This is a genomic window from Phaeovulum veldkampii DSM 11550, assembly GCF_003034995.1.
GTDB classification, from domain to species: Bacteria; Pseudomonadota; Alphaproteobacteria; order Rhodobacterales; family Rhodobacteraceae; genus Phaeovulum; species Phaeovulum veldkampii.
Map to the genome: position 1 here is coordinate 1 of NZ_PZKF01000008.1, position 23,106 is coordinate 23,106.

Sequence of the window (23,106 nt, forward strand, 5' to 3'; positions counted from 1 at the left end):
CTTACGCTGATTGCTGGGATTGACGAACAGCAGCGCGTGCTTGAGGCGGCGCTGCGGGGTGAGACGTACACGGTACGCGTTACGCGCAAGGTTACGAACGCAGAAGGCGAACGGGTAGAGCAGGCGGCGGAAAAGCGTGCACGGGCTTGGTACTTTGAGCAGGACAACGGCTGGTACGTGCAGTGCAGATACGGTGCACGGGTTTTGCACTTGAACGGCAAGAGCAACGCGGTTTGGGTGGCTACGCTGCAAGAGGTGGCGGACGTGCTGGCTGCGTTTAAGGCTGCTGCGGAAAGTGGAGAACTAGACAAGGCGGTTGCGATGGCTATGGCGCGTGCGAAGTAGCTGCTGTAGCTGTTTCTAAAGTGCTGCATTTTCGCAGTTTTTGGGTCAACACATGTTTCACAACGTGTTGTTTGGCTTCAAAATGGCAGTAGAAACAGTAAGTTACAGAAACGCTAGTTAGCCAAGCGTTAAGCTGGAAGCTACATTTTACTACAGTAATCACTTGGAAAAGCGCAGTTTTTACTGCGCTTTTTCTTTTGTGCGCACTGAACACAAGTTGCACAGCTCAACCGCACAGTCCGCCTGACCGATGATCCCGAGCGGCCATCCCAAAATTTGCACCAGATTGACGGACGCTACCCAAATCGCTGCCGAATTGGTGTAGCACTTCGCGCCCACCCGCCGCGGCGGGAAAACTGCGATCTGGGATTGGTGGACCAAGCACGCCACAGGCTCTTGACCGCAAGCCGACCGCCCCGAGCCATCCGCGATGGCGCGCGGACCGCTGACATCTTCTGGTAACGCTGCCTTTGAACTGAGTTTGGTGGGAACGTGAAAGATATCACCTTTGCAGGAACGCGCGAGGGGGGCGTCAGCATCGCCCCGTGGCCCGGTTTGTCGCGACAGCGGGCGTCATGGTGTTTTCACGATGATCGGGATACTATTGCCCCTTCAACCGGCCCCCGATGGTATTATCTGTAAGTTGAGGTTTCCGACGGGCAGCGATGTTGCGCCACGCGGGGCAGGGGACGCCATGTCCCGCTACACGGTGAGGCACGGCATGCAAGCGGCATATTTTTCGGATCGGCGATCGCGGGTGGATGGCTTTGTGCAGCGCCACTTCAGTGTGCCCGGAACCCTGCGCCTGCATGCTGTGGCCTTCGGTCGCGATATCCTGCGCGCCCCGGTCAATGTGGCTCTTGCGCCGGTGCTTGTGCTGATCCGTGTGCTTGCATGGCTGTGCCGCCGGGTCGGTCTGGCGCGGCTGTCGGCGTGGCTGGCGCGGCGCCGTATCCTGCTGCGGACCGAGGTCGCGCGCCGGATCGAAACCCTGATCGTGACCGATTTGCTGGAGGTGCCGCTGCCCGAAGGCGCTACTGCCGGTGATCCTTTGGCGCTGTCGCGGGCCGTGCTGTCTGCGCCGCAGTTTCGGGATGTGATCCGTCAGCGCGAAAGCGTTGTCGAAGCGCAGGCCTTGGCAGGCCGGATCGCGGTGACCTTGGCCGACTATTCCGGCACCCGTTCAGCCGTGGCCGAGATGACGACCGCGCTGGTCACGCTGATCGCGGGGGCGGTTGCCTTTCAGGCGCTGACGCCGGGAATGATCTCGCTCGCACCCGATCTGGCCGATGCCGTGTCGCGCACCGCGGCGATTGCTGATTTCCCTCTGGGTAAAACCCTGGGCGGGCTGTGGTATGGCGTCTTTCCGACCGGTGCATCCGCCCTGGCCCTTGCGGCAACAGTCATCGGGCTGGTCATGACCGGGGCGGTCGTCGCGGCCTTTGCCGGGGTGATCGCCGATCCGGTCCAAAGCCGCCTTGGCATCCATCACCGCCGCCTGATGCGCCTGATCGACACGCTTCAGGCCGAACTTGACGGTGCGGCGCCAAAGCCATTCACCGCGCCGGAGCATTATTTCGCCCGTGCGCTGGACCTTTGGGATGCCGCTCTCAGCGCGCTGCGTGCATTGCGAAGCTGACGCATCAACGCGGGCGCCAGGCTTTTGCGCCGGATATTCACGGCCGCAGGTCGTGGCTGATCCGAGGCCTCAGCAGCGATGCGATGCAGCGCGTCCTTGACCGAAAACGCCAACAGATCGACTGGAGTGCATCGCCATAACTGTGTGCCACGCCATTTGTCTGTAGCTCGGCCTCGGGCGGTAGCTCCTGACCTCTGTGTTGTTACTTGGCCTTATCGAGCAGTTGCGGCCCGTCATCGCGCAGGCAAAACGTGCCCCGTGATCGCGCAACGTCAGTGCCGTGATGCCAAATATTCTGCCCTCCGTCGCGCAATGCCGCTGCGGCCAACGCCGCCATCGCGGGCGACAACAGCGCGCGTCGGCGCTGGCCGTCGATCCGCTGTCGCAGGGCCAGTGTCACCAGCGCGCCTAACGTCATTCCCGCCAAAACATCTGACAGCCAGTGCACCCCGATCAGCCCGCGGGTCAGCGCGATCAAGGCGCCTGTGAACACCAGTGCCAGCGCGTGCCGTGGCCAGATCATTGCCAGCACGGTCATCATCGCCATCGCCGTGGTGGCATGGCCCGAGGGAAAGCTGGCCCAGCCCGGCTGGAAAGCCAGAACCGAGAAGTCAAACACGCCCCCCTCGGGCATCGTTGGTCTGGCGCGTCCGATCATGTTCTTGAACAGGCTTGCAAGCAGCCCGCTGCCCGCCACCGCAGTCATCAGCAACAATACGCAGGCCTGAGCCCGGCGTAACGCCACCTTGGCGCGCCCCCGCGCCTGCGGCAAAAGCAGCCGCAGCACCGCAAAGGCCAGAAGCCCAAATCCAAGCGGCCAGGCGGAATTGCCCAGTCGGGTCAATGTGCGCAGCACTGATCGCAAATCAGGGTCAAGCGAAAGCGCAAGCTGATGCACCGGCGGGTCAAGAAAAAGGACCACCAGAAACATCCCGATCAGGAAGGCTACCGCCAGCGAAGCGCGGCTTTGCCCGTGCAATAACAGCGCCACAGGGCCGGGCTTTGGCGGGTTGCGCTTTGGGGGGCGGTCCTCAGACGGAGTTGGGAGGTCGATGAGAAGAGCCAAGCGACCGCGTTTCATCGTGCTACCTCGCATGTCAAAAGATCAAGTGTCACCCATTTTCCCGCCCCGATGGCCAGCCCCTCGAACTGCCCGATCAGGGGGCAGTTTGCGTTTGCGGGCGGCGGTGGCAGGCCGTCACGCCGGGCGCGGATGATGTAGGTGCAGCGCGCGCCCGCAGACACCGCGTCGGGCAGCGCCTCATTTGCCCGAATCCTCCGCGTGTCGCGTCCCGCAAGCCAAATCAGCGAGGGTTCGTTATAGCCCCAGCCGACAAGGTCCGGGGCGGCCGTGCAGCCGCTGGCCTCGGCGTGGCGCTGGGCTGCGGCCACGGCGCGGTGGCCGGGCCAAAGCGCTTCCAGTCGCGCAAAACCGGGAAACAGACCCGCATAAAGCGCCAGCCCGGCAAGCACCGAAAGCGGAACAATCCGCGCCACCTGCCGCCGTGCAAGCGCAAGGCCAGCCGCCCCCGACAGAACGGTCGCTGCCGCCAAGCCAAGAACCAACGGCCACAGCGCAGGCAGGTCCGATCCGTGAGCAAAGCCGAACCACAACACGCCCAGACCAAGCAAAAGCCCTGGCAGCAGCGCCAGGGCCGCCGCCAGTCGCAGCCCCCGCCCGGCCATGGCCAGCCCCGCAGGCCCCCAGGCCGCCGCCGCCAGCGCCAGTGCCGGGTAGACCGGCAGCGGATAATGCACAAGTTTGGTCGGCACCGCCTCAAGCACCATCCAGAACGGTACCGCCCAAGCCAGCAGGGCCTGAACCGGGCGCGTGCGGCGTTCGCGCCAAAGCCCCGGCAGGGCCAGCACCAGCAGCACGCTGCCGGGCCAGAACGTCAGCCACAGTGCCAGCAGGTAGCTGCCCGGAGGTGCGCCCTTGCCCTCTTGCCCTGCGGCGATCTTGGGCAAAAGGTCCACCCCGACCGAGCCTTGCCAGAAGTCCGCCCCGTCGCGTAGCGTGATCGCCACGAACCACGGCAGCGCCACGGCCAGCGCCAAAACAATCGGCCCCGGTGCCGCCAGCGGGCGCAGCCAGCGCGCCTCGCGCCGCAACAGCGCCAATGTGGTGGCGGTCAGGGCCAAAACGGCCGGGCCGATCGGCCCTTTCAGCAAAACGCCCGCCGCCACCGCCAGCCAGAACGCATAGGCCATACCGCGCCCTTTGGATACGCTACCGGCCATGTGCAGCTGCATCAGCACGGCCTGCGCCGCCAGAACCGTGGCAAGCAGTGCGGCGTCGGTCTTGGCGATCCGCGCCTCGGCGCCCAGAACCAGCGTTACCACCATCAGTGCGCCCGCCCAAAGCGCCGCAGACCAGCCCACCAGCGGCGCGCCCGCCACCGCCACCAGAACCACCGCCGCCGTGGCTCCGATCAGCGATGGCAGCCGATGCACCCACAGCGGCGCCCTGTCGCCTTGCCCGCTGGCCAACGCCGCCCCGGCCTGAAGCCAGTAAATTCCCGCAGGCTTTTTCAGTCGCGCCTCGTCGCCAAAGCGGATGTCGATCGGGTCGCCGCTTTCGACCATTTGCCGCGCGGCCTGGGCAAAGCGCGCCTCGTCGCGGTCGGTCACCGGCAGGGCCGCAAATCCGGGCAGGAAAGCGGCCAGCGACAGAAACACAAGCGCGATCAACCCGCGCGCAGGTGACAGCCCGGCGATGGAACTGGTCATGCTCGCAGCCATCGTTCGGCCCGGTCCGTAGCGGTCTGCAACAGGGACTGCGCCCACAGGGCCAACGGCCGCAGGTCGGACAGGCCCATCTGCGTGCGTGCCCGCCCGATTGCCAGCACCCGGTAGCTTGCCAGCGCGACCCCCGCCGAGATCAGCCCCGAGAACAGCGAATCCGACAGGAAATGCCGCCCCAGTGATACCCGCATTGCGGCGACGATGACCACCAGCGCCAGCCCCGCCAGAACCGCCCGCTGACGCCTGTGCCCGTTCAGCCAGGGCCAAGCCAGCACCACCGCGCAAAGCGTGAGCGTGGCGGTTACCGACACCTCACCCGAGGTGAACGAGCAGTTTCGGGCGCACTGGTCGGCCCACTGCCAGGCGGGGGTGAAATTCGCCGTGCCGCCGAATTCGGTAATATTGACCGGGCGCGCGCGGCCAAGGTTGGCTTTCAGCAGCAGGTTCACGATCAGCGCCGGTGCGATCAGCACGTTCACCGTCGCAAAGATCGCACAGCGCAGGGCCGCGCCTCGCAACCATCCGCCGACCCAGCCCGCAAGCGTGCCCAGCACGACCAGCAGGGCAACCGTCTCCATTGACCACTTCATGACGGCATTCAGCACCGGCAGCGGTCCATGTGTGGCGACGAAGCTGCCCGCCCCGTCGGTCAGGGCATGCGAGACGGCAAGGTCAAGCTCCGGAAAGGCGGCAAAGCTGGCCTGTGCGATGATGACGGCAAACAGGAAGGTCATCAAAAGACGGGAATAAATGGGGTCGGTCACGATTTGGCCTCATGTGCGGAAAGACAGCCTGGGTTGGCCAGCGGCAGCGCGACCGAAACCGCCAAGGCCAAGCGCGACGACAGCGCCAGCAGCCGCCCCCAGGTCACAAGAACACCAGCCGCAAGCTCAGCCGCGGGCATCAGCGACACCACGGCCCAGTTCGCCAGCGCCTTGCCTGCTGCAAACGCCTGCCCCAGAACGGCCAGCCGCAGAACGCCCGCCATCGCGACAAACTCCGCCTGCACCGTGCCCCGTCTGGTTCGAGCCAGCGCCAGCAGCAGGGCAGGAACCATCGCCGGCCCGATCACGATCAACTGCTCGGCCAAAAAGCGCAGCGCGCCTGCCAGATCTGGGTGCCAACGGGCCACGCCCTGCGGCATCCCGCGCTTTGCCAGAGATGGTGAAACGGGGTGAATCCATGCTTGGCCAGACCTCAGTTTTCGACTGCCGTGCGGGGGCCTTCTGCATGGATCAGCCACAAATTACGGATGTAGATCAGCAGGCCCATCGACTGGCCCAGAACAAACACAGGGTCACGCCGCCAAAGCGCATAGCTCAGCAGGACGACCCCACCTGCGATTGAAAAATACCAGAATGCGATCGGGATAACGGATCGCTGCTGCCGCTCGGAGGCGATCCACTGGACCAGAAAGCGGGCGGTGAACAAAAGTTGCCCCCCAAGCCCCACCAACACCCAGGTGAATTCGGTCCAACTGGAGACATGTAGAGCCGACCAGAAAAACTCCTGCATCAGATCGTCTCCTTGGCAGGCAGGCTTTCAGGCCCCGCGCCCACCGGCAGGTCGGGCAGGGCATCGCGTATTTCGACCGGGTGCCCGGTCTTGCGCCGCCGGATCAGCCAAGCCACCCCGGCCAGATCGGAGATGCCGACGAGGGCCCGCGACAGATTTCCGTATTTCGACTGGCCGTGCTGCCGCGCTGCGTGGCTGACATCGATCAGCGCCACCCCCCAACCGTCGCGCGCAAAAAGCGCCGGCAGGTAGCGGTGTTGGTGATTGAAGAACGGCAGCGCCAGATAGGCATCGCGGCGAAACGCCTTCAGTCCACAGCCGGTATCGCGCGTGTTATCGCTCAGCAGGGCCATCCTCAATCGGTTCGCCAGCCTCGAGGCAAGCCGTTTTGACAGGCTGTCCTTGCGCCCGACCCGCTGCCCCGCAACCAGCCCCAGACAAGGCCCCGACCGCGGCCCTGGCCCTTTTGGTTGCGCCAGCAACGGCGCCAGCAGGCGCGGCAGGTTTTCGGGCGGGTTTTGGCCGTCACCGTCCAGTGTGGCGATCACCGCACCGCGGGCCGCCAATACACCCGAATGCACTGCTGCCGATTGTCCGGCGGGTCGTGCGTGACCGATCACGCGGAGACCTGTGAACCGGGTTGCCAGATCCAGGCATACGGCCCGCGTGTGGTCGCGCGATCCGTCATCGACCAGCACGATTTCAAATGTGCAGATCTTCGACATCTCGGTGTGGATTTCGGCCACGAGGCCCGGGATGCTCTCTTGCTCGTTCAAGAGAGGCACAACGACCGAAACCCCGGGTAGCGCATCCGGTGTGCGTCCGGTCTTCGGCACCACAAAAGCAGAGGTCGTGATCGGAGTGGTCATGCTCATGAGCAATGTGCTATCCGCCGATTGCAAATTCTGCATGTCAGAACGGCCACAGATGCACGGCGAATTTGCGACGGCCAGTCGTGGAACCCGCGCATGAAATCATGTTGATCACGGGTCACAGGACGCTGGCGACAGTGCAGCGTTACAGCGAAACAGCGTTACAGCGTTACAGCGATGCGCGAGGGGCTTGCAGATTCTGCCCATGCCAAGCCGCTTTCCCGGCCAAACCAGGAACACACCGTGGTGAACCTTCCCCAAAGGTTCGCCAATAAATCATCCAAGGCAATGAAAATAAAGGATAAATAGATGGGGTTTGGTAGGCCCGGAGGGACTCGAACCCCCAACCAAGGCGTTATGAGCGCCCTGCTCTGACCATTGAGCTACAGGCCCCAGAGTGCGCTAAGGCTTAGGCATTCTCGTGTATCGGGTCAAGCTTGCCGAGGTCTCGTTTGAGGCGGTCGTGTCTGTCAAGCTGGTGTAAAATCCCCGATAGCCTGAGGTTATGATCAGACTTCGCCCACCGCTTGTAAATGACGCATTGCTCATGCCATGCTCACGGCGCAACTCGGCCACCGGCATCCCGCCTTCGGCCTGACGCAGGATCGCAAGGCTCTGCGCGCCAGTTTATCTGCTTGTCTCCATTCAGAATCTCCCCGTTCATCTTGGCGAGAAAATTCTACTTGTGCATCCCCTTACTGTCGGGGGATTACCTTGGGTTGTTACGGTTCAAAGCTGCCCGATCGGTTGCCTTTGGCAATCCTCAGGCAGAGTTACCATTCTCTAAAAAGCTCAATGGTTTCAGGGTATAATGGTGGGCGACCCTGGAATCGAACCAGGCATGGGTCTCCCCGGCGGAGTTACAGTCCGCTGCCGCACCTTGCAGCACGTCGCCCGACGCTGGCGGGGGAATACCGAAGCCTCCCGAGGGCGTCAAGCGGGAAAATCCCGCGCCGCCGCCGCCGCGCGGGCTTGCCAAGGCGGGGCTTTGCGGCGCAGGAACAGGCGGGGCTTTGTGGAAGGCGAAAGATGAAGAAACCGTCCTGGGTCGTCGACAAGGAACGCGGGCGCCGGGCGGCGGCGGCGGAAACGGTCTGGCTGTTCGGCCTGCATGCGGTGCGCGATGCGCTGCAAAACCCGGCGCGGGTCAAACTGCGGCTGGTACTGACGAAAAACGCCGCCGACCGGCTGGGCGAGGCGGTGGCGGCGGGCGGGCTGGAGCCTGAGATCGTCGATCCGCGCAGGTTCGATGCGCATGTGCCTCTGGCGCCCGACTCGGTCCATCAGGGCGCCGCGCTGGAGGTGAAGCCGCTCACCTGGGGCAGCCTTGACGAGGTCTGCCTGACTGGGCAGGGTGCTCCGCTGGTGGTGCTGCTCGACCGCGTGACCGACCCGCACAACGTGGGTGCCATCCTGCGTTCGGCCGAGGTGTTCGGGGCGCGCGCGGTGATCGCGCCCGCCCGCCATGCCGCGCCTGAAACCGGGGCGTTGGCAAAAACCGCCAGCGGCGCGCTGGAACGCCAGCCCTATCTGCGCGTCACCAATCTGGCCGAGGCGATGGAGGAATTGCAGGCGATGGGCTTTGTCCTGCTGGGGCTGGACGGGCAGGCTGATCAGACGCTGGGCGCGGCGCTGGCTGCGGCGGGGTCGCGCCCGGTGGGTCTGGTGTTGGGGGCCGAGGGTCCGGGCCTGCGCGACAAGACGCGCGCCACCTGCGACGGGTTGGTCAAGATCCCTTATCCGGGGGGGTTTGGCTCGCTCAACGTCTCGAATGCGGCGGCGGTGGCGCTTTATGCTGCGGTGACGCGATAGGCCGCAGGGAACAGGCGATCACATCCGCGCGCGCCGGGTTTTTTTGCGCGCGCCGATCTGTCAAGGTGCGCCCATGATGACTTTTGCCATGCTCCCCGCCCGTCTTGCCGTCGCCGTCTTTGCCGTGGGGCTGACGCTTGCTCTGGCGGGCCAACCGCTGCGCGCCGACCCGCCTGCGCATGAGAATTGGGCCGTGGCGGGCTATGACCCGGTAGCCTATTTCACCCAAGGCGTCCCGCAGCCGGGGCTGCGCGCCTATGCGTTGAAATGGCGGGGTGCGATCTGGCTGTTTGCCACCCCTGAAAGCCGCGCGGCCTTTGAGGCCGACCCTGCGGCCTATCTGCCGCAGTTCGGCGGGCATTGCGTCGTGTCGGTGTCAGACGGCCATCCTGCGCCGGGTGATCCGCGGCTGTTCGTGATCCGCGACGGACGGCTTTATCTGCTGGGTTCGGCCGAGGCGAAGGCGCGGCTGGCTGCCCAGCCTGATGTGATCGCCCGCGCGCAGGCAGCTTGGCGCCAGACCGGCGACTGAACAGCGCCTGATCCCGTTCACAACCCCGAGATGACGTTGGGCTGTCGTTTAAATTTGGCAAGTCTGTTGCTACATTAAGGTTGGGGCATGGCATCGGAACTGCCTGTTTCATTCGACTGTCCCTCGTTCCGCACTTTGCGCCCGGCCTTTGGACCGGGCGCTTTTTTACCCGCAGGAGGCGAGCGCGGTGATCGAGCCGAACGACAACATCCTGCGCGGCGCGCTGGACGGGGCGCATGTGGTGGCGATTGTCGGGCTGTCGCCCAACCCGGCGCGGCCATCGTATCAGGTGGCGCAGTTCTGGCAGGGCTGGGGCGCGCGGATCGTGCCGGTCAATCCCGGCCATGCCGGAGAGCTGATTCTGGGCGAACAGGTCTGGCCCGATCTGGCGGCGATCCCCGCACAAACCGCTGTCGATACGCTGGATATCTTTCGCCGGTCAGAAGCGGTGCCCGACATCGTGGATCAGGCGCTGGTGCATCTGCCGCAACTGGCGGTGATCTGGATGCAACTGGGCATCCGCCACCCGCAGGCCGCCGGGCGCGCCCGCGCACGGGGGCTGTTGGTGATCGAGGATCGCTGCCCCAAGATAGAAGCGGCGCGGCTGTGGTTTCCGGGCCAGCCGCCTACCAATTACGAGGTCTGAGGGGTTACAGCCCCAACCGGTCGCGCAGCGAAAACCACGTCATCCCGGCCACCAGCAGCGGCCAGCGCAGCGTGGCACCGCCGGGGAAGGCGGGTTGTGCCAGCGCCGCCATCACGTCGAACCCGTCGCCGGTGGCGGTGATCGCCTGCGCCATCTGCCTGCCCGCAAGACAGGCCAGAGCCACCCCATGCCCCGAATAGCCTGAGGCAGACAGACAGTTGGGCGCCGGGCGGCGGAAACAGGGCATCCGGTTGACTGTGATCGCCAGCGTGCCGCCCCAGGCATGGGTGATCTTTACGCCCTTCAATTGCGGATAGACCTCTTCCAGCGGCTTGCGCACCTTGGCGGCAATGTCGCGCGGAAAGCGGTAGCTGACCGTCTCGCCACCACCAAAGATCAGCCGGTCGTCGTGCAGGCGCCAGTAATTCACCACGAATTTCAGATCATGCGCGGCGATGTTTTCCGTCAGCACTTGGCGTGCGCGCGCGCCCAGGGGTTCGGTGGCCACGATATAGTTGTTGATCGGCATCACCCGCGCGGCGATCTGCGGCTCCAGCCGGTCCAGATAGCCGTTTGCGGCCAGAATGACGTGATCGGCCAGCACCTCGCCTGTGGCGGTCACGACGCGGCTGGGGGTGGTGGCGGTGCCGTGGTCGATCCGGGTCACGGGCGTGCGTTCAAGGATCACCGCCCCTGCCGCCTCGGCTAACCGCGCGATGCCCAGCGCAAGGTTCAGCGGATGCACATGGCCCGCGCCCCGGTCCAGATCGCCGCCCACATAGACCGGCGAGGGGATCAGCGCGCGCAGCCCCTCGCGGTCCAGCCTGTCGATCTGGTCATAGTCGTAATGGCGTGCCAGATGGTCGGCCATCCGGTGCAGATCATCCACCTCGGTCGGCCTGCGCCCGGCGTGGGCGATGCCGCGAAAGGTGGGCACGCCCGCCTCGGCGGCCAGCGCATAGGTCAACGCCTTGGCCTCTTCGGCCATGTTCCACAGTCGCCGCGCGGTGGCCTGGCCTGCCATCCGCTCCAGGTCGGTGACTTCAAGCCGCTGCCCCGAGCCGATTTGCCCGCCGTTGCGCCCCGAGGCACCAAAGCCCGCGCGGTGCGCCTCCAGCACCACCACGCGGCGACCGGCGCGGGCCAGATGCAGCGCCGCCGACAACCCGGTATAACCCGCGCCCACGACGCAGACATCGGCGCGCAACGCCCCCGCCAGCGCGGGCCGCTCGGGCGCCGCGTCGCGGGTGGCGGCGTAAAAGCTGGTGGGGTATTCCCCCGCCCGGTCGTTGGCGAACAGCAGGTTCATACGTTCAGCAACAGATGTTCCCGTTCCCACGGGCTGATGACTTGCAGGAATTCCTTGTATTCGTTGCGCTTCACGGCTTCGTAGACATTGCAGAACTCGACCCCCAGCACTTCGCGCATCGGGGCGCTGTCGGCCATCAGGTCCAGCGCATCGCCCAGGTTATAGGGCAACTCGTCCTCGCTCATATAGGCGTCGCCGGTGCATTCGGGGCGCGGCATCTTTTGTTCTTTCAGCCCCAGATAGCCACAGGCAAGGCTGGCGGCCAGCCCGAGGTAGGGGTTGCAATCCATCCCCGCCAGCCGGTTTTCCAGCCGCCGCGCGGCAGGCCCCGAAATCGGCACCCGCAGCCCGGTGGTGCGGTTGTCGCGGCCCCATTCCAGATTGATGGGCGCGGCGAAATCGGGAACATAGCGGCGGTAGCTGTTCACATAGGGCGCCAGCAGTGCGACCGCGGCGGGCAAGTGGGCCTGCATCCCGGCGATGAAATGCAGGAAGGCCGGGGTTTCGCTGCCCTCGGCGTCGGAAAAGATGTTTTCGCCGGTGGCGATGTCGATCACCGACTGGTGGATGTGCATCGCGCTGCCCGGCTCACCCTCGATCGGCTTGGCCATGAAGGTCGCGAAACAATCGTGCCGCAGCGCCGCCTCGCGGATCAGCCGCTTGAAGTAAAAGATCTGATCGGCCAGCGCCACCGGGTCGCCGTGGGCAAGGTTGATTTCCACCTGACCCGCGCCGCCTTCTTGCAGGATGCCGTCGATCTCGAAACCCTGCGCCTCGGCAAAATCATAGATGTCGTCGATGACCTTGCCGTATTCATCGACCGCGCTCATCGAATAGGCCTGCTTTCCAGCAGCGCGGCGGCCCGAACGGCCCATCGGCGGGATGATCGGCTGGTTCGGGTCAAGGTTGCGCGCGACAAGGAAAAATTCCATCTCGGGGGCCACGATCGGGCGCCAGCCCTCGGCCTCATAAAGGGCGAGGATACGTTTGAGCACGTTACGCGGCGCCATCGGCACCGGGTTGCCCTGCTGGTCCAGAACGTCATGGATCACCTGCAAGGTCACATCCGCAGTCCAGGGCGCGGCCGAGGCGGTGGCGTAATCCGGCGTCAGGATCATGTCGGGCTCGGTGAAGGCGCCCGAGGGGTTGTCGGCCCATTCGCCGGTGATCGTTTGCAGAAAGATCGAGTTGGGCAGGAAGAAACGGTCCTGATGCGCGAATTTCGATGCGGGCATCGCCTTGCCACGGGCAACGCCCGCGATATCGGCGACGATGCATTCCACCTCGTCAACACGGCGCCCGGCGATGAAATCGCGGGCGGCTTGGGGGAGTTTGTCCATCCAGTCGGACATGGGATCTGCCTTTCAGGGGTCAGAGAAAGCGGAGTCAGTCGCGGGGGTGGCGGAAAAAATCGGCGATCCGCCGGGCCAGTCGGGCGGAGGAATTGGGCGCGCCCAGCCGCGCGCCCGCCTCGGCCAGCAGCGGGTCGGGCACAAGGCCGGGGCCGCGGGTTTCCATCAGCCCCTTGACGAAGGCATCCGAAAACTCGGGGTGGGCCTGCACGCTGAAGGCGCGGTCACCATAGATCAGCGCGGCGTTTTCACAAAAGTCGTTGCAGCCTACCACCTCGGCTCCCTCCGGGCGCTGCGTCACCTGATCGCGATGCCAGGCGTTCAGGATCAACTTTTCGCCATCGAAATCATATTCTTGCGGGCCAACGGCCCAGCCGCCGACGAACCGTTCCACCTTGCCGCCCAGCGCCTGCGCGATGATCTGGTGGCCAAAGCAGATGCCCACCACCGGCACCCGCGCCGCCACAGCCTGCCGGATGAACGCTTCCAGCGGGGGGATGAAGGGGTGATCCTCATAGGCGCCGTGGCGCGAGCCGGTCAGCAGCCAGCCGTCACAGTCGCGCACGGTTTCGGGAAATTCCATCGCCTCGACATGGTAGGTCTTGAACGTGAAATCGTGCTGCGACAGCAAGGCTCGCATCATGTCGGGGTAATCGCCCATCTCCGCCCGAAGCACATCGGGGGATTGGCCGCATTGCAGGATGCCGATCAGCATGAAACGCCTGTTGGTTGATATGCCGCAGCCTAGCCTTGCCGATACGCACCGCGCAAGGGGGGCTGATGGTCGATGCGGGGGGCCGGAACTGTTTGTCCTTAACTTGCCGCCCGCCGTCAGCCGCGGCGGCGGCGCGGGCGGCCGCCATCGCCGCCGCCGGTATTGAAGGCCACATCGGGCAGGGTGACGACGCTTGCCAGATGCGGGAAGGGGGCGGTGGCGTGGGGCAGGGCGTTGGCGGCGACGAAATGCTCCTGAAAGCGCGGCTCGATCGCGGTTTCGATCTTTGCGATGCGCCGCACCTGCGCCTCGATCGCGCGGCGCGCGGATACCGAACACAGCGCCATCCGCGCGCCCGTTCCCGCGGCATTGCCCGCCGAGGTGACATGCTCCAGCGGACAATCGGGGATCATGCCCAGAACCATCGCGTGTTTCGGGCTGATATGGGCGCCAAAGGCCCCGGCCAGCACCACCCGGTCCACCGCATCCACCCCCATTTCGTCCATCAACAGCCGCGCGCCTGCATAAAGCGCCGATTTTGCAAGCTGGATCGCCCGGATATCGCCCTGCGTGACCGCAATGCGCGGCCCGCCGGTCGCGGTGGCGTCGTGCAGCAGATAGGCATGGGTCCGGCCCTGCGGCTCGCTGCGCGAACTGCCCACCTGTTCGGCGCTGCCGATCAGCCCCGAGGCATCGACGATACCCGCCATCCGCATCTCGGCCACCGCCTCGATGATGCCCGACCCGCAGATGCCGGTGATGCCGGTGGCCGCCGTGGCCGCGGCAAAGCCCGGCTCGGTCGACCACAGATCGCAGCCGATCACCTTGAAGCGCGGCTCTTTCGTGGCGGGGTCGATTTCCACCCGTTCGATCGCGCCCGGCGCGGCGCGCTGTCCCGCGCTGATCTGCGCCCCCTCAAAGGCCGGGCCGGTGGGCGAGGAACAGGCCAGAACGCGGTTGCTGTTGCCCAGAATGATTTCGGCATTGGTGCCGACATCGACAATCAGCGTCAGATCCGGCCGCATCTCGGGCGCCTCGGAAAGGGCCACGGCTGCGGCATCGGCGCCTACATGGCCCGCGATCAGCGGCAGCACATAGGCCCGCGCGCCGGGAGCAAGCCCCGCGATCCCCAGATCGGACGCCCGCAGATCAAGACTGTCGGACGATGCCAGCGCAAACGGTGCCTGACCCAGTTCCACCGGGTCGATGCCCAGCATCAGGTGATGCATCACCGGGTTGCAGACCAGCACCGCCTCGACCACATCGGCCAGCGGCACACCCGCCTCATCAGCCAGCGCCGTGGCCAGTTGCGCCAGCCCCTGCTGCACGGCGCGAGTCATTTCGGCGGCGCCGCCGGGGTTCATCATGACATAGCTGACGCGGCTCATCAGGTCTTCGCCAAAGCGGATTTGCGGGTTCATCAATCCTGACGAGGCCAGAACGCGCCCGTCGGTCAATTCCACCAGATGCCCGGCGATGGTGGTCGAACCCAGGTCGATGGCCAGCCCGTAAAGTGGCGCCTCGCGCAGGCCGGGCCAGAGGCCGACCAGACGCGGCGCACCGCCGCCCTGATACACCGCGGCGGTGACGGCCCAGTCGCCCTTGCGCAAGGTCGGCTGAAGGTGACGCATGACCTCAAGATCGACAGCCAGACCCTTGATCTGGAATTGAAATTCAAGCGCAGCGGCCAGCCGTTGAAAATCGCCCTCGGGGGCGTGCATGTCGGGCTGCGCCACCTCGACGTAAAAGGCGCGGGTGGCGGGGTCCATCTCCATCACCCGCTCGGTGGCGGATTTGCGGATCACCTGGCGGTGCAACTGGCTTTCGGCGGGCACGTCGATCACCACATCGCCCATGATGCAGGCCTGACACCCCAGCCGTCGCCCGGCGGCCAGCCCGCGGATGCGGTCATAGCGCTCTTCGACCGCGTTCACCGGGCTGAGGGCATCGGGGGCCACGCTCAGCCCGTGCTTGGCGAAATCGCCAAATTGCGGCGCCACCTGACATTTCGAGCAGATGCCGCGCCCGCCGCAGACCGAATCAAGATCGACGCCCAACTGCCGCGCGGCGGTCAGAACCGGGGTGCCGAGCGCCACGCGCCCCCGTTTGCCCGAGGGGGTAAAGATCACAAGCGCGTCCTGGGTCATGGGGGCTCCTGTCGGCTGACCGCTTCCGTTCTAGGGCCGATGCGGCCAAGGGCAATGCCCAAACCGTCGTTTCACCCGCTGGCTGCGGCGGGGCGCGGAAAGGGCGGGGCGAAAATCGGTCGTCACAGGCCTTTGGGCCTAGCGGCGCCCGCGCGCCATCATCGCGGCGCGTTCGATCAGCGCCACGTCCTGTTCGTTCTTGAGCAGCGCGCCATGCAGCCGCGGCAGCGCCGCGCCCTCGGCACGCAGGCTGCCCGGCGCGGCATCCTCGGCCAGCAACAGCTTGAGCCAGTCCAGCATCTCCGAGGTCGAGGGCTTCTTGCGCAGCCCCGACACCTCGCGCAGCCCATAGAATTCAGCCAGCGCGGCGGCCACCAGCCCCTGCTTGATGCCGGGGAAATGCACATCGACGATGGCGCGCATCGTGTCGGCATCGGGAAAGCGGATGAAGTGAAAGAAACAACGCCGCAAGAACGCGTCGGGAAGGTCTTTTTCATTGTTCGAGGTGATCACGATCACCGGGCGGTGGCGCGCGCGGATCGTTTCGCCGGTCTCGTAGACGTGAAATTCCATCCGGTCGAGTTCCTGCAACAGGTCGTTGGGAAACTCGATATCGGCCTTGTCGATTTCGTCGATCAGCAGCACCACCTTGGTGTCGGCCTCGAACGCCTGCCACAGCTTGCCCTTGCGGATGTAGTTGCGCACATCATTCACCCGTGGGTCGCCCAACTGGCTGTCGCGCAGGCGTGACACCGCGTCGTAATCATAAAGCCCCTGCTGCGCGCGGGTGGTCGATTTCACCACCCATTCCACGATTGGCAGGCCAAGGCTGGCTGCGACCTGACGGGCCAGTTCGGTCTTGCCGGTGCCCGGTTCGCCCTTCACCAGCAGCGGGCGTTCCAGTCGCACGGCGGCATTGACCGCCTGCGTCAGATCCTCGGGCGCGACATAGCTTTGGGTCGAGTGAAACTTCATGCCCGCCATCTTCCCCATGGTTGCTGCGGGGCGAGACTAGCGGCGTGCGCCCCCCGCCACAAGCCGCGCGCCACGCGGCTTTGGGCGCAATCGGGGGAGTGACATCGCGTCGCGCATCGGGTATGCGGGCGCCGAAGCCAAGCCGGTCGAGTCTGTTCAGGATGCGTGCCGCCCGGCCATCAAAAGGGATGAGTGATGAAGCCCGAAGTGTTTCTTCCCGAAGATTACCGCCCCGCCGAAGACGAGCCGTTCATGAACGACCGGCATCTGGAGTATTTCCGCCGCAAGCTGATTGCCTGGAAACACGAGTTGCTCGAACAATCCGCCGAGACGCTGGAAGGTCTGGCGGAATCGGGGCGCAATGTGCCCGATCTGGCCGACCGCGCCAGCGAGGAAACCGACCGCGCGCTGGAACTGCGCACCCGCGACCGGCAGCGCAAGCTGGTGGCCAAGATCGACGCCGCCCTGCGCCGGATCGAGAATGGCGAATATGGCTATTGCGAAATGACCGGCGAGCCGATCAGCCTGAAACGGCTGGATGCCCGCCCGATCGCCACGATGACGCTTGAGGCGCAGGAAAAGCACGAACGCCGCGAGCGCGTTCACCGCGACGATTGAGCGCGCCCGGAAACGGGCGTCAAGGGGGGTGACTTTCCGCCACCGGAGGCCCAGGCTTCCGGTGGTTTGCTTTGAAGGGGGCGGTGCGTGCTGATCGGACGCAAGGTGACAGTTCTGGGCGCGGGTGTGGCCGGGTTGACGGTGGCCCGCGCGCTGGCGCTGCGCGGGGCCGAGGTGACGGTGCTGGAACAGGCGCCCGAGATCCGCGAAGTGGGCGCCGGGCTTCAGATTTCGCCCAATGGCGTGCGGGTGCTGCGGGCGCTGGGGCTGGGCGATGCGCTGGCCGAGGCCGGGCTGCGCGGCGATGCGGTCGAGATGCACGACGGGCTGACCGGCAGCCGCCTGGCGCGGCTCGATCTGGCGCGCAAGGGCGAGTTCCGGTTTCTGCACCGCGCCCGGCTGATCGCGTTTCTGGCCGAGGGGGCGCGCGCGGCCGGGGTCCAGATCAGCCTGTTGCAAAAGGTGGCCTCGGTCAGCCTTGGCGCGCATCCGCCGCGGTTGGTGACCGAACAGGGGGCCGAGATCGAAACCGATCTGCTGGTGGGCGCGGATGGTCTGCATTCCAGGGTGCGGGCGGCGCTGAACGGGCCGCAGGCGCCGATGTTCACCCATCAGGTCGCCTGGCGCGCGCTGATCCCGGCAGAGCCGGGGGCACGGCCTGTGGCGCAGGTGTTCGTCGCGCCGGGTCGGCACCTGGTCAGCTATCCGTTGCAGGGGGGCCTGCGCAACATCGTCGCCGTCGAGGAACGCCGCCGCTGGGTCGAGGAAAGCTGGTCGCTGCGCGATGACCCGCGCGCGCTGCGCGCCGCTTTCGAGGGGTTCTGCCCGCAGGTTCAGGGCTGGTTGGCGCAGGTCGAACAGCCGTGGCTGTGGGGCCTGTTCCGGCATGCGGTCGCGGCGCGCTGGCAGGGCGACGGCGCGGTGATTCTGGGCGATGCCGCGCATCCGACGCTGCCGTTTCTGGCGCAGGGCGCGGTGATGGCGATCGAGGACGCCTGGGTGCTGGCCGAAAGCCTGGCCCGGCATGACAGCGACACGGCGGCGCTGGCGGCCTATCAGGCCGCCCGCGCGCCGCGCTGCCGCCAGATCGTCGAGGCGGCCAACCGCAATGCGCGCAATTATCACCTGTCGGGGGCGGCGCGTGTGGTGGCGCATCTGGGCCTGCGCGGGCTGGGGCTGGTGGCGCCGGGGCGGTTGCTGGCACAATACGACTGGGTCTATGACCACGACGTGACCGGCGGCGCGGGCACCGCCTGAGGCGGGGCGCCACCGCCCTCGGCCCGGTTTTGCCCTCAGCCCAGTTCGGGCGTTGCAATCGCCTGCTGCATGGCCGTGGCCAGCGGCGCCCGGCCCTTGATCATCTGCACGGCCTTTGCGCCCGGTTCCAGCCCCGCATCCGTCAACGCCTCGGCCAGGGCGCGGCTGGTTTGCGGCAGATCGAGGCTGACCGGCACCCCCGGCATCCGGGCGCAGGCGGCGCGGATCAGCCGCAGTGCCGCCCCCGCACCCGGCGCCACCACCGGGCCGATCCGGGCGCCGCTGCGGCTGACGCGGATCGTGGCAAAGCCCGAGGGCTGGCCCGGCGGACCCAGCACCACGGTGTGCCGTCCCTCTGCCCCGGCCAGCCACGCCCCCAGAAAGCCGGGCCTGGCATAGCCAATGGCCTGCGCATCCAGCATCACCAGCGATGCCTGATCGGCAGGCCCCGCCGGGCGGATCGCGGGGTCGTCGCGCGCCTCCAGCATGCCCGACAGCCGCAGCGTGCCGCCCACCGTCTCGAACCCAGACCGGGCATAGACCTGCTCCAGCGGTGCGGGTGCGATCAGCCCAAGGCTGCGCCCGCCCGCATGGGGCAGCGCATGGCGCCACAGCGCCAGCCCGATGCCCCGGCCACGCCATTCGGGGCGGCACAGATGCAGGCCTACGGTCGCAAAGCCGGCGCTGTGGTTGACCACCGCCAGCGCCGCCACCGGCCCCTCGGCATCCGATTGCGCCAGAACGAACCCCGCCGGATCGGCCGCCAGAAAGGCGCGGGCATCGTCAAGCCCCGGTGCCCAGCCCTCGGCCTCGGCCCAGTGCAGAACCGTGTCCAGATCAAGGCGGGTCATGGTGCGAAAGCGGATCATCGGTCAGGCAGCCCCCATGGCGATTGCAAAGGTGGGCGATCCTGCCCCGGATCGCGCCCCAATGCCAGAGCGGGACGGGATTTTTTGCCCTCAGCAGTTCGGCACGTTCACCGCCAGCCCGCCCAGCGAGGTTTCCTTGTAATGGTCGTGCATGTCGCGCCCGGTCTGCCGCATCGTCTCGATCGCGGCATCAAGCGGCACGAAATGCTGCCCGTCGCCGCGCAGCGACAGCGAGGCCGCCGAAACCGCCTTGATCGCGCCCAGCCCGTTGCGCTCGATGCAGGGCACCTGCACCAGCCCCTTCACCGGGTCGCAGGTCATGCCCAGATGATGCTCCAGCGCAATTTCGGCGGCGTTCTCGATCTGCTCGGGGCTGCCGCCCAGCACTGCGGCCAGCCCGGCGGCGGCCATCGCGGCGGCGCTGCCCACCTCGGCCTGACAGCCGCATTCCGCGCCCGAGATCGAGGCGTTGATCTTGATCAGCCCGCCCACCGCGGCGGCGGTCAACAAAAATTCGCCCACCCGCGCGGGGCTGGCCCCCGGCACATGGTCCAGCCAATAGCGCAGTACTGCGGGCAGCACGCCCGCCGCGCCGTTCGTCGGTGCCGTTACCACCTGCCCGCCAGCGGCGTTTTCCTCGTTCACCGCCATTGCATAGGTGCTCATCCAGTCGTTGATCACATGCGGCGCGGTCAGGTTCAGCCCGCGTTCGGCCAGCAGGCTTTGGTGGATTGCGCGGGCGCGCCGCCTGACCTTCAGCCCGCCGGGCAGGATGCCCTCGGCGGCGAGGCCGCGTTCGATACAGGCGTTCATCGTGGCCCAGATGCGGTTCAACCCCTCATCAATCGCGGCGTCAGGCAGGAACACCCGCTCGTTCGCGCGTTTCATTTGCGCGATGCTCAGGCCAGCGCTGCGCGCCATCGCCAGCATTTCGGCGGCGTTGCGGAACGGGTAAGGCACCGGCGGGCGCGCGTTCAGCGCCCGGTCGTCCAGGGCCGCCTGTTCAGCCGCCGTCTGCACAAAGCCACCGCCGATCGAATAATAGGTTTCCTTCAGGATCACGTCGCCCTGCGCATCGGTCGCCGACAGGATCATGCCGTTGGCATGACCGGGCAGGGGGTGGCCATAATCAAAGACCAGATCCTGTTCGGGGTCAAAGCGCAGCGTCCCCAGCCCCGGCGTGGTCAGCGTCCGGCTGTTGCGGTTGGCGTCCAGCACCGCCTCGGCGGCCGCATGGTCGTAGCTGTCGGGCAAAAACCCGGCAAGCCCCAGAATCGTTGCCCGATCCGTCGCATGGCCCTTGCCGGTAAAGGCCAGGCTGCCGTGCAGGCTGGCGCGCAGACCGTGCGCATGGAAGGGTGAACTGCGCAGCAGCGTCAGAAACCGCCCCGCCGCCACCATCGGCCCCATGGTATGCGACGACGATGGCCCGACGCCGATCTTGAACAGATCAAATACGCTAAGAAACATGGCCCCCCCCCTGCGGTCAGAGTGCCGCAGACGGTGGCGGGCGCAAGGGTGGAAAGCGACCGATCAGGCGGCGGCGGCGCCACGCGCTGGCGCGGTATCAAGCCCAGCCGCCCCCGACATCAGCCCAAGGCGGCCTGCCCCCGTCACGATCCGGCGGGCGTTCAACATGCGCTGTGCCAAAAGCCGCGCCTCGGAGACCGAAATCACCGGCCACGCAGGCGCGCCATAGGCCGCAAAAACCCCGGCCTTGGCCAGCCCCGGCACCGCCGCGCAGACTTCGGCAGCTAGCTTTGGGCCAAGCGTTCGCATCCCCTCGGGGCCGGGGTAGAAACTTTCCACCGGCGCGCCTTCGGCCAGCATCACGGCGTGACGATCCAGCAGGACCGACACATAGGTCACCGATTTGCGACCCCGCATCATCCGCACCCCGGCCAGCGGCACCAGCCCGCGCGCGGGGGCCAGAACGGTGTCGGTCTCGAACATCTCGGTGACCAGGCGGCCGCTGACGGCGATCCGGTGCTGGGGCGACACGATCAGATCGCGGGTCGGATATGACGCGCCAAGACTGGCCGCGCGCAGGCAGATCGGTTTGTGCCGGTCATCGTCATCGTCAAACGTCAGGGTGCGCTGGCCGACCCAGCGCACTTCGCGCAGCGCGCCGCCCGCGCAGCGCAGCAGATCGCCGGGGCGCAGCGTTTCCACCGGAACCGGGCCGGTCTTCGCCTGCACCAGCGTGCCTGCGGCGAGGCAGGGGAAATCAGTGAAATCAAGATTGCCGTCATTGTCGCCCGTGTCAGGGGCGCTGACCTGATCGGCCTGTGAATAGGTCACGGTCGTGGGCGTCGCGGGCACACCGCCAAGGTCGATCAGAAACTTGGTGCCGGTGATGATCAGGTGTTCGTCGCCACCGGCCATCCCCTGTTCTTCGTCTGGCTGGACGCCGGTGCGCGGCATTACCTGCGTCGTGCCCGGCACCCAATTGCCGTTGGCATCCTTGACCGCGGCATAGATCGTGATGTACTGGCCGTTCTGAAACTCGGTCACGCCGTCGTTTATCTGTTCGACCACAGCGATATAGAACTGATCAGAGGTGCCCAGCGCCTGCACCCCGGTCAGGGTGGTAACGCGATCAGCATTGTTACCGGTTCCTGACAACGCCGTGTAGGTGCCCAGTTGATCGCCGCGCAGTATAAGATTGACCGTCGCCATAGCTGCCCCTTTCACCCCACAGAACGGATATTACGGCTACATGGCCCCGTGGACCAGCCAATAGACGTAAGGGAATTTTACTAATGCGCGGTAAACATAGCCGGGCTGGCGCCGCGCCCCTGTGCCATGGTTTGCGCCATCCGCAGTGCGGCGATCAGGCTCGACGGGTCGGCGATGCCGCGGCCTGCGATGTCGAAGGCGGTGCCGTGGTCGGGCGAGGTGCGCACAAAGGGCAGGCCCAGCGTCACGTTCACGCCACCCGCAAAATCCAGCGTCTTGATCGGGATCAGCGCCTGATCGTGATACATGCAGATCGCCGCATCATAGCGCGCCCGCGCGGCGGGGTGAAACATCGTGTCGGCGGGCAGGGGGCCCGCGATCGCCAGACCTTCGGCGCGCAGTCGGTCCAGCAGCGGGGCGATCCAGTCGATTTCCTCGCGCCCCATCGCGCCGCCTTCGCCGGCGTGCGGGTTCAGCCCAGCCACCGCCAGCCGCGGCACGGGCAGGCCGAAATCGCGGATCAGCCCGGCATGGGTCAGCCGGATCGTCTGCGCCAGCAGATCGGGTGTCAGCGCGCGCGGCACCTCGGCCAGCGCGATATGGATGGTGGCGGGCACGACGCGCAGCGCGTCGCAGGCCAGCATCATCACCACGGGCACATCGCCCGCCAGATGCGCCAGAAATTCGGTATGCCCCGGAAAGCCAAAGCCCGCGCCATCCTGCAAGGCCTTCTTGTGGATGGGCGCGGTGCACAGCGCCGACCCCGCGCCCGATTGCACCAGCGCCACGGCGCGCGCGATCACGTCGATCACTGCCGCGGCATTGGCCGGGTCGGGCTGGCCGGGAATGGCCGGTGCGGGGAAGGGATGGGCCAGCACCGGCAGCAGGTGAGGCGCCACGCGCCCCCCCTCGGACGGGTGGTCGATCACCGCCAGCGGGCTGCCAGGCGGCAGATGCGCCGGATCGCCGATCCAGACAAAGGGCAGGCTGGCGCCCAGTTCTGCCCGCGCCTTCAGTGCCAGTTCGGCCCCGATGCCCGCAGGCTCTCCGCAACTGATCAGAACCGGTGCGGCGGTCAT

At 66.4% G+C, this 23,106-nt stretch carries 22 protein-coding genes, 2 tRNA genes and 1 pseudogene; 7 read left to right on the forward strand and 18 right to left on the reverse strand.

Annotated features, from left to right (window positions below; translation table 11 throughout):
* Together C5F46_RS04770 and C5F46_RS04775 are read left to right on the forward strand one after the other, a co-directional pair.
* A partial coding sequence (locus tag C5F46_RS04770) for a hypothetical protein (protein ID WP_107324224.1) occupies positions 1–345 on the forward strand: 345 nt, incomplete at its 5' end.
* Between the two features lie 721 nt (positions 346–1,066).
* Complete coding sequence (locus C5F46_RS04775) at positions 1,067–1,984, forward strand: DUF6635 family protein (RefSeq protein WP_235820083.1); 918 nt, start codon at positions 1,067–1,069, stop codon at positions 1,982–1,984.
* 202 nt (positions 1,985–2,186) lie between these two features.
* Here C5F46_RS04775 and C5F46_RS04780 read toward each other — a convergent pair whose 3' ends face one another.
* From C5F46_RS04780 to C5F46_RS04820, 9 genes and pseudogenes are all read right to left on the reverse strand, one after another.
* Positions 2,187–2,906: a phosphatase PAP2 family protein gene (locus tag C5F46_RS04780; protein WP_168796834.1), complete on the reverse strand. Its 720-nt coding sequence runs from the start codon at positions 2,904–2,906 to the stop codon at positions 2,187–2,189.
* A 155-nt stretch (positions 2,907–3,061) separates the two neighbouring features.
* Positions 3,062–4,714: an ArnT family glycosyltransferase gene (locus C5F46_RS04785; RefSeq protein WP_168796835.1), complete on the reverse strand. Its 1,653-nt coding sequence runs from the start codon at positions 4,712–4,714 to the stop codon at positions 3,062–3,064.
* Entirely contained in the window at positions 4,711–5,493 is a 783-nt protein-coding gene (locus tag C5F46_RS04790) for a phosphatase PAP2 family protein (protein ID WP_107324228.1), read from the reverse strand. Before C5F46_RS04790 ends, C5F46_RS04785 begins: the two co-directional genes overlap by 4 nt.
* The gene (locus C5F46_RS04795; protein ID WP_133618417.1) at positions 5,490–5,861 is read right to left on the reverse strand and encodes a hypothetical protein; all 372 of its coding nucleotides are present in this window, start codon (positions 5,859–5,861) and stop codon (positions 5,490–5,492) included. Before C5F46_RS04795 ends, C5F46_RS04790 begins: the two co-directional genes overlap by 4 nt.
* Positions 5,862–5,926: 65 nt before the next feature.
* Complete coding sequence (locus C5F46_RS04800; protein WP_107324230.1) at positions 5,927–6,244, reverse strand: lipid-A-disaccharide synthase N-terminal domain-containing protein; 318 nt, start codon at positions 6,242–6,244, stop codon at positions 5,927–5,929.
* Complete coding sequence (locus C5F46_RS04805) at positions 6,244–7,119, reverse strand: glycosyltransferase family 2 protein (protein WP_235820084.1); 876 nt, start codon at positions 7,117–7,119, stop codon at positions 6,244–6,246. Before C5F46_RS04805 ends, C5F46_RS04800 begins: the two co-directional genes overlap by 1 nt.
* Before the next feature lie 314 nt (positions 7,120–7,433).
* Positions 7,434–7,509, reverse strand: a tRNA-Ile gene (locus tag C5F46_RS04810).
* Between the two features lie 138 nt (positions 7,510–7,647).
* Positions 7,648–7,761: pseudogene (locus tag C5F46_RS04815) on the reverse strand (IS3 family transposase); the annotation flags it as partial.
* A gap of 167 nt (positions 7,762–7,928) precedes the next feature.
* Positions 7,929–8,012: transfer RNA gene (locus C5F46_RS04820), tRNA-Tyr, on the reverse strand.
* 133 nt (positions 8,013–8,145) lie between these two features.
* On the opposite strand from C5F46_RS04820, the gene rlmB reads away from it, so the two are divergent.
* The 3 genes from rlmB to C5F46_RS04835 all read left to right on the forward strand — a co-directional run bounded on the left by rlmB (position 8,146) and on the right by C5F46_RS04835 (position 10,106).
* On the forward strand, positions 8,146–8,928 hold the full coding sequence (gene rlmB, locus C5F46_RS04825; RefSeq protein WP_107324231.1) for a 23S rRNA (guanosine(2251)-2'-O)-methyltransferase RlmB: 783 nt from the start codon (positions 8,146–8,148) through the stop codon (positions 8,926–8,928).
* 73 nt (positions 8,929–9,001) lie between these two features.
* Positions 9,002–9,460, forward strand: coding sequence for a YHS domain-containing (seleno)protein (locus C5F46_RS04830; RefSeq protein WP_107324232.1), 459 nt, complete (start codon positions 9,002–9,004; stop codon positions 9,458–9,460).
* A 190-nt stretch (positions 9,461–9,650) separates the two neighbouring features.
* Positions 9,651–10,106 carry a CoA-binding protein gene (locus C5F46_RS04835; protein WP_107324320.1) on the forward strand — a complete coding sequence of 152 codons (456 nt, stop codon included), beginning with the start codon at positions 9,651–9,653 and terminating at the stop codon, positions 10,104–10,106.
* 4 nt (positions 10,107–10,110) lie between these two features.
* On the opposite strand, the gene C5F46_RS04840 is transcribed toward C5F46_RS04835, so the two are convergent.
* The 5 genes from C5F46_RS04840 to C5F46_RS04860 all read right to left on the reverse strand — a co-directional run bounded on the left by C5F46_RS04840 (position 10,111) and on the right by C5F46_RS04860 (position 16,604).
* The gene (locus C5F46_RS04840) at positions 10,111–11,415 is read right to left on the reverse strand and encodes an NAD(P)/FAD-dependent oxidoreductase (RefSeq protein WP_107324233.1); all 1,305 of its coding nucleotides are present in this window, start codon (positions 11,413–11,415) and stop codon (positions 10,111–10,113) included.
* Complete coding sequence (locus C5F46_RS04845; protein WP_107324234.1) at positions 11,412–12,767, reverse strand: glutamine synthetase family protein; 1,356 nt, start codon at positions 12,765–12,767, stop codon at positions 11,412–11,414. Before C5F46_RS04845 ends, C5F46_RS04840 begins: the two co-directional genes overlap by 4 nt.
* A 34-nt stretch (positions 12,768–12,801) precedes the next feature.
* A complete protein-coding gene (locus C5F46_RS04850) occupies positions 12,802–13,482 on the reverse strand; it encodes a type 1 glutamine amidotransferase (protein WP_107324235.1) in 681 nt (226 codons plus the stop codon).
* Positions 13,483–13,598: 116 nt separating this feature from the next.
* Positions 13,599–15,629 carry an ASKHA domain-containing protein gene (locus tag C5F46_RS04855; protein WP_107324236.1) on the reverse strand — a complete coding sequence of 677 codons (2,031 nt, stop codon included), beginning with the start codon at positions 15,627–15,629 and terminating at the stop codon, positions 13,599–13,601.
* A 138-nt stretch (positions 15,630–15,767) separates the two neighbouring features.
* On the reverse strand, positions 15,768–16,604 hold the full coding sequence (locus tag C5F46_RS04860) for an AAA family ATPase (RefSeq protein WP_107324321.1): 837 nt from the start codon (positions 16,602–16,604) through the stop codon (positions 15,768–15,770).
* A 195-nt stretch (positions 16,605–16,799) separates the two neighbouring features.
* On the opposite strand from C5F46_RS04860, the gene dksA reads away from it, so the two are divergent.
* Positions 16,800–17,222 (forward strand): RNA polymerase-binding protein DksA, encoded by a 423-nt coding sequence (gene dksA, locus C5F46_RS04865; protein ID WP_107324237.1) that lies wholly within the window; start codon positions 16,800–16,802, stop codon positions 17,220–17,222.
* An 87-nt stretch (positions 17,223–17,309) separates the two neighbouring features.
* Positions 17,310–18,479: an FAD-dependent oxidoreductase gene (locus tag C5F46_RS04870; protein WP_107324238.1), complete on the forward strand. Its 1,170-nt coding sequence runs from the start codon at positions 17,310–17,312 to the stop codon at positions 18,477–18,479.
* A 35-nt stretch (positions 18,480–18,514) separates the two neighbouring features.
* On the opposite strand, the gene C5F46_RS04875 is transcribed toward C5F46_RS04870, so the two are convergent.
* From C5F46_RS04875 to pdxA, 4 genes are all read right to left on the reverse strand, one after another.
* A complete protein-coding gene (locus tag C5F46_RS04875; RefSeq protein WP_107324239.1) occupies positions 18,515–19,348 on the reverse strand; it encodes a GNAT family N-acetyltransferase in 834 nt (277 codons plus the stop codon).
* Between the two features lie 90 nt (positions 19,349–19,438).
* A complete protein-coding gene (locus C5F46_RS04880; protein ID WP_107324240.1) occupies positions 19,439–20,818 on the reverse strand; it encodes an L-serine ammonia-lyase in 1,380 nt (459 codons plus the stop codon).
* Between the two features lie 63 nt (positions 20,819–20,881).
* On the reverse strand, positions 20,882–22,027 hold the full coding sequence (locus tag C5F46_RS04885) for a Hint domain-containing protein (RefSeq protein ID WP_107324241.1): 1,146 nt from the start codon (positions 22,025–22,027) through the stop codon (positions 20,882–20,884).
* Positions 22,028–22,107: 80 nt separating this feature from the next.
* Positions 22,108–23,106: a 4-hydroxythreonine-4-phosphate dehydrogenase PdxA gene (gene pdxA / locus C5F46_RS04890; protein WP_107324242.1), complete on the reverse strand. Its 999-nt coding sequence runs from the start codon at positions 23,104–23,106 to the stop codon at positions 22,108–22,110.